Raw genomic sequence first — 2,335 nt, 5'->3', positions numbered from 1 at the left:
ATCCGGATATCGGCCCGCAAATGTTCGAGCATCGGGGCCGAAACCTTGAGGCGGCGAATCGCTTCAATCTCCCGCTCGGCCCCACCCCAGTCACGATTTCGATACAGCGCGAAAGCCAGGCCGTAGCGAATGGCCGCCTCTGAGGCAAACTTTCTTTCGTGCAGCAGTTTTTCCAGATCCTTGACCGCGTCGCCGGGCGTCCCCTGCATGGCGCGAACCTTGGCGCGCACCAGCTGGAAATCGACGCTGTCCGCCACCTGACGATAGGGCACCGCCTGCTCGCGATTCTGCATATCGGTCAAGCGCTCGCCGGTCAGCGGATGGGTACGCAGGTAAGCCGTCGCGTTGTTCTCATACAGGCGAACCGATTTTTGCAGGCGCTCGAAAAACACGCCCATGCCCCGCACGTCAAACCCCGCCTTGCGCAAAATATCGAAACCCTGGCGATCCGCCTCGCGCTCGAAATCCCGGGAAAAGGCCAGTTGGGCCGAAATCGCCCCGGCCTGCGTCGTCGCAATCGCCGCCCCGGCCATCTGCCCGCTCGAACGAGCGGCCAACAAAGCCAGCGCCATCGCCACCATCGACGCCATACCGACCTGCTTCGACTGGAACACCTGGCGCGCAATGTGGCGCTGCGTCACGTGCGAGAGTTCATGCCCGAGCACGCCGGCCAGCTCCGACTCCGTCTGCGCCGAGACGATCAGCCCGGTATGCACCCCGATATACCCGCCGGGCATGGCAAAGGCGTTGATATTCGGATCATTGATCGGGAAAAAGTAAAAACCGAAACCGGGGTCGTTGCTCACCGCCGCCAGCCTTCCACCCAACTGATTCAAATAAGCTTCGACATCGGCATCATCGAGATACGACGGCTCGCGCCAGCGAATTTCATGCATGATCTGCTGGCCGATTTTCTTCTCGGTACTCAGCGACAAATCGTTGCTGGCAGCGTCCCCCAGCTCCGGCAATTCGTCGGCTGCCACGGGCGGCAAAGCCAGCGAGCAGGCAAGAAGGACGGCGATCAAGCGTTGGCTCAGGTGCATGGTGCTATGATACCGCAGCCTCCAAACTGCCCTTCCGGCGCATCGTAACCAATCGTAAATCCCGTGACCAACCAGACCCTGACTCATTTCGACAACGCCGGCCAGGCTCATATGGTCGACGTCGGCGCCAAAGCTGAAACGGCCCGTATCGCCCGCGCTGCCGGCAGCATTTTCATGCAGCCCGAGACGCTGGCGCTGATTCTCGCCGGTTCTGCCAAGAAAGGGGACGTCCTGGGCATTGCGCGCATCGCCGCGATTCAGGCCTCAAAGCACACCGGCGACCTTATTCCGCTGTGTCACCCGATCGCCCTGACCCGCGTCACCGCTGATTTTTCAATCGACGAAGCCCAAAACGCGGTTCACTGTGAAATCGTCGCCGAATGTTTCGGGCGAACCGGTGTCGAAATGGAAGCGCTGACCGCAACATCGGTTGGCCTGCTGACCATCTACGACATGTGCAAAGCCGTCGACCGTGGCATGCGTATTGAAAATGTCCGCCTGCTCGAAAAAGCCGGCGGCAAATCCGGCCATTGGGTCGCCGAATAACGCTCCCGCAACAAAATATGTCAGAACTGCGCAGAAAATTTCTCAAAGGCGGCGTCTCGGCCGCCCTCTTATCGCCCTTGATCGGCAGCGGGCTGCTCATGCCCACCCGGGTTCTGGCCGCCGAATGGAACAAAAGCGCTTTCTCCGCCCGCACCATCAACGACGCACTGAAAGCTTACGGTAGTGCCAACGCCACCGAATCACGCGACATCATCATCAACGCCCCCGAAATCGCCGAAAACGGCGCCAAGGTCGAAGTCGAGATCACCTGCAACATCCCCAACACCCGGAGCGTGGCCATCTTTGCCGACAAGAACCCGTTGCCACTGAGCTCGGTTATCGAATTCTCCAGCCCGGTCCTGCCTTATCTAAAAGCCCACCTCAAAATAGCCGAAACCACGCGCGTCCGCGCGGTGGCTAAAACAACGGACGGGAAGTCCTACGTTGCCTTCCGCGAAATCAAGGTAACGCAGGGCGGATGTGGAGGCTGAGCATGGCAGATCAAATCAAGATTCGCGCCCAGATCCAGGGCGAAGTCACCGACATTCGCATCCTCATGCAGCACCCCATGGAAACCGGACAGCGCAAGGACGACAAGGGGCTGAGCTTACCGATGCACTTTATCCAGACCTTCACGGTCAACCTGAACGGAAAGCCGATTATCGACGGACAACTCAATACGTCGATTTCCAGGAACCCGCTTTTCACCTTCAAGGCACGCGGCATCAAGGCTGGCGACAAGGTTT

The 2,335-nt window shown here is 59.4% G+C and carries 4 protein-coding genes; 3 read left to right on the top strand and 1 reads right to left on the bottom strand.

The window, feature by feature from the left end; genetic code table 11:
- Positions 1–1,043 (bottom strand): M48 family metallopeptidase (locus ADADOO_RS11210; RefSeq protein ID WP_511277594.1); only part of this gene is annotated, 1,043 nt, incomplete at its 3' end.
- 63 nt (positions 1,044–1,106) lie between these two features.
- Here ADADOO_RS11210 and moaC point away from each other — a divergent pair.
- The 3 genes from moaC to soxZ form a co-directional block, all read left to right on the top strand.
- On the top strand, positions 1,107–1,589 hold the full coding sequence (gene moaC, locus ADADOO_RS11205; protein ID WP_511277593.1) for a cyclic pyranopterin monophosphate synthase MoaC: 483 nt from the start codon (positions 1,107–1,109) through the stop codon (positions 1,587–1,589).
- A gap of 17 nt (positions 1,590–1,606) precedes the next feature.
- Entirely contained in the window at positions 1,607–2,080 is a 474-nt protein-coding gene (gene soxY / locus ADADOO_RS11200) for a thiosulfate oxidation carrier protein SoxY (RefSeq protein ID WP_511277592.1), read from the top strand.
- A gap of 2 nt (positions 2,081–2,082) precedes the next feature.
- Positions 2,083–2,335 (top strand): thiosulfate oxidation carrier complex protein SoxZ (soxZ, locus tag ADADOO_RS11195; RefSeq protein ID WP_511277591.1); only part of this gene is annotated, 253 nt, incomplete at its 3' end.

It is taken from the genome of Azonexus sp., from assembly GCF_036170495.1.
Taxonomy (GTDB): domain Bacteria; phylum Pseudomonadota; class Gammaproteobacteria; order Burkholderiales; family Rhodocyclaceae; genus Azonexus.
Note: the sequence above shows the minus strand (reverse complement) of the source record. Positions and strands in the feature narration are given on the sequence as shown.